Source organism: Synechococcus sp. BA-120 BA3 (assembly GCF_034931285.1).
GTDB lineage: Bacteria > Cyanobacteriota > Cyanobacteriia > PCC-6307 > Cyanobiaceae > Cyanobium.
Genome location: NZ_JAYGHZ010000405.1, coordinates 1 through 3,125 on the forward strand (window position 1 = coordinate 1; position 3,125 = coordinate 3,125).

General features: G+C 72.9%; 4 protein-coding genes. All 4 read left to right on the forward strand.

Annotation, left to right across the window (positions count from 1 at the left end; all coding sequences use genetic code 11):
* The coding region (locus tag VB737_RS15965) for an SIMPL domain-containing protein (protein WP_500314402.1) at positions 1 to 306 on the forward strand (306 nt) is incomplete at its 5' end.
* A 77-nt stretch (positions 307 to 383) separates the two neighbouring features.
* Positions 384 to 1,103, forward strand: coding sequence for a FecR family protein (locus VB737_RS15970; protein ID WP_500314404.1), 720 nt, complete (start codon positions 384 to 386; stop codon positions 1,101 to 1,103).
* Between the two features lie 7 nt (positions 1,104 to 1,110).
* Positions 1,111 to 2,193, forward strand: a complete 1,083-nt coding sequence (locus tag VB737_RS15975; protein ID WP_500314406.1) for a FecR family protein — start codon at positions 1,111 to 1,113, stop codon at positions 2,191 to 2,193.
* On the forward strand, positions 2,193 to 3,125 hold a 933-nt coding region (locus VB737_RS15980; RefSeq protein ID WP_500314407.1), incomplete at its 3' end, for a CHASE2 domain-containing protein. The genes VB737_RS15975 and VB737_RS15980, both read left to right, overlap by 1 nt.

Consider the following 3,125-nt stretch of genomic DNA (forward strand, 5'->3'; position numbering starts at 1 on the left):
GTGGGGGCGCTCCCCGGGGTGCGGCTGGCGCCGGTGGGCACCGAGGCCGATCGGGCCCAGGACGCGGCGGTGCGGCGCCAGCTGCTGCGGGCGGCCTATCAGGACGCCCTTGAGCAGGCCCGCGAGGTGGCTGCGGCGGTGGGCGTCAGCCGGCTGACGCCCCTGGAGGTGCAGGTGGAGGGCAACGATTTCCGACCGGTGATGATGCGCGCGGCCGCCGCCGAGGCGGCGCCGCCCTTCGATCCGGCCGAACTGGCCCAGCCCAGGAATCGCCTGGGGCTGATGGTGCGGTTCTGTGCCCAATGAGGCGCGGCTGGGGGCGCCCATGCTTTTCTGGGCCCGGCCATCAGAATGGGCCCGCCCGGACCCGGAGCCTTGAGCGCATGCGTCGCAGCAGCCTGCCGAGTGTGTCCGTCCTGCCGATCCTGGTGCTCCTGGTCGGTCAGGCCCTCGGGCCGTTGCCGGTGCGGGCCTCCGAGAGCGCCGTGGTGCAGGAGATCCTCGATGGCAACGAGCTGTTCATCGATGGCAAGACGGCGAAGGTGAAGCAGAAGGCGGTCGCCCCCCAGAAGGTCAGCACCCAGAACAGCCGGGGCCAGATCCGCTTCGACAGCGGCGCCGCCGGCCGCCTCAACCGCTTCGCCCTGCTCAAGCTGGGCCAGGGCTGCTTCCTGATCGAGAAGGGTCAGATCCTGGTCTCCGGCAAGCAGAGCGGCTGCACCCGTTCGGCCCGCCTCAGCGTGCGGGGCACCAACTACCTCCTCGACGTCAACGAGTCGGGGGAGGCGGAGATCTCCGTCCTGGAGGGATCGGTGGAGGTGGAGCCGCTCGCCGACGGGGAACCCACCGGCAAGCCCGCCACCACCGTGGAGGCGGGCCAGAAGCTGCGGCTTTCCCCCGCCGGCGTGGTGCTGGCGATCCTCGGGCTCAGCGTCAGCGACTACAACAGCATCCTGGGCGGTCCCCTGTTCCAGGGCTTCCGGGTACCCCTGCCCGCCTACGGCTCGCTGGAGAGCTACATCCGCTCCCGGGTGCCGGGGGTGAACCTGCCGGTGCCGATCAGTCCGCCGTCGCTGCCTTTCGGCCTGCCGCGCTTCTTCTGAGCCGCTGATGCGACCCCACCGGTTTCTGTTGATGGCCTTGGCGGCGGCCCTGGCCTGGCCCAGCGGCAGCGTGGCCAGCCCGGCAGCGTCGGCGGTGGTGCAGGAGATCCTCGATGGCCCGGAGCTGTTCATCGAACGCCGCCAGGCCCGGGTGCAGGAGCGGGCCTTCACACCCGAACTGGTCCGCACCCAGAAGAGCCGCGGCCAACTGGGTTTCGCCGGTGGGGCCGCCGGCCGCCTCAACCGCTTCACCCAGCTGCGCCTCGGCAGCACCTGCTTCCTGCTGAGCAGCGGCCAGATCCTGGTGTCCGGCCAGCAGAACGGCTGCACCCGCTCCTCGCGGCTGAGCACCCGGGGGACCAACTACGTGATCACCCTGCTCGACGGCGGCGAACAGGAGGTGGCGGTGCTGGAGGGCTCGGTGGAGCTCCAGCCCCTGGCCGATGGACAGCCCCTGCCTGGGGCGCCGATCCTCCTGGCGGGGGGCACCCGGGTGCGGCTCTCCAGCCAGGGGGCCCTGCTCGGGCAGCGACCCCTGACGGCGGACGACTACGCCGCCATCCTCCGGGGGCCCCTGTTCGAGGGGTTCACCGCCCCCTTGCCCGGCATGGCGGCGCTGGAAGCCTTCGTGCAGCGACGCTTTCCCGGTGTGATCCCCGCGGCGCCCGGGCCCCGGCTCAGCCGCGACCCCCTGGTGGAGACCATCAACCGCTACCGGGCCCAGGCCGGCCGCCCCGCCCTTGAGCCTCTGCCGGCGCCCCTCGCCGCCGCGAACGCCGCCCATCTGGTCCCGGTGCTGGAGGCGGTGCTGAACAGCCCCGACTGCGACCATGACCGCTCCCGCTGGGGGGCGTTCCAGGAGCGGATGGCGGCGACCGCCAGTCTCATGCCCACCAGTGAGGTGATCGCCTGCCCGATGCCGGCCGCCGCCTGGAATCCGGAGGTGATCGTGTCGCGCTGGATGGGCTCGCCCCTGCACACCCAGATCCTGATCAACCGTCCCAGGGCCCGGGCCATCGATTGCGTGCGGCTGGAGCGCTCCGGCCGGGCCGTCGCCATCTGCACCCTGTGGAGCCCGCTGCAACGATGATGGCGCGACGCCGCACCTTCAGGGTCCTGGTGGTGGTTGTGCTGGCCTGGGTGGGGGTCAGTGCCGGCTGGCCGGGGCCGCGGATGCGGGTGTGGGAGCGGGGGGTGGAGCAGCAGCTGCTGCTGCTGCGGGGCCCGCGCCGACCGCCGCCGAAGGTGGTGCTGGTCACGGTCGATGACGCCACCCTGCAGCAGGGGGACTGGTTCGAGGGGGAGGGCCGGATCCCGGAATGGGCGAAGGGTGTCGGCAGCCTGCCCTGGCCCCGGGCCACCTACGGGATGGTGGCGGAGAAGCTGCTGCAGGCCGGCGCCAGCGCCATGGCCGTGAATGTGGTCTTCGAGGGGCCCAGCGGCAAGGGGCCGGCCGATGACGATGCCCTGGAGCTGCGGCTGCGGCGTTACCCCGGCCGGGTCGCCCTGGCGGCCGAGATGCTCGAATCCGACGACACCCAGGGCGCGGGAGCCCTCACCTTCGTGCGGCCGGAGCGCTTCCTGGCGGCGATCGGCGGCACCGGCTCCCTCGGGCTCACCAACATCCTCGCCGGCACCTCCAGCGAGCCCAGCCGCCACCCCGAGGCCTATGCCAGCGGCGTGCTCCCCGCCCGCGGCGCCGAGGGCCACAACGCCCTCTCCTCCACCCTGCTGCGGCTGGGGGGCCAGCGCAGCCGCCAGGACGACCGCCACAGCGCCCTGAACTTCTACGGCCCGGAGGGGAGTTTCCGGCGCCTGCCGGCCTGGGAGGTGCTCGACCCCGAGCGCTGGAAGAACCACCCCCTGCGCCAGGACGTGAAGGGGGCCCTTGTGCTGCTCGGCCCGGTGGTCGCCCAGGGGACCGACGGCTACCCCACCCCCTTCGGCCGCCTGTCGGGACTGGAGGTGCTGGCCACCGCCACCGCCAACTCCCTGCAGGGGGACGGGCTGCAGCCCTGGCCC

What these genes read in the sequence shown, in the direction of transcription:
- VB737_RS15970 (WP_500314404.1), top strand. Translation starts at nt 384, where the DNA reads ATGCGTCGCAGCAGCCTGCCGAGTGTGTCCGTCCTGCCGATCCTGGTG.
- VB737_RS15975 (WP_500314406.1), top strand. Translation starts at nt 1,111, where the DNA reads ATGCGACCCCACCGGTTTCTGTTGATGGCCTTGGCGGCGGCCCTGGCC.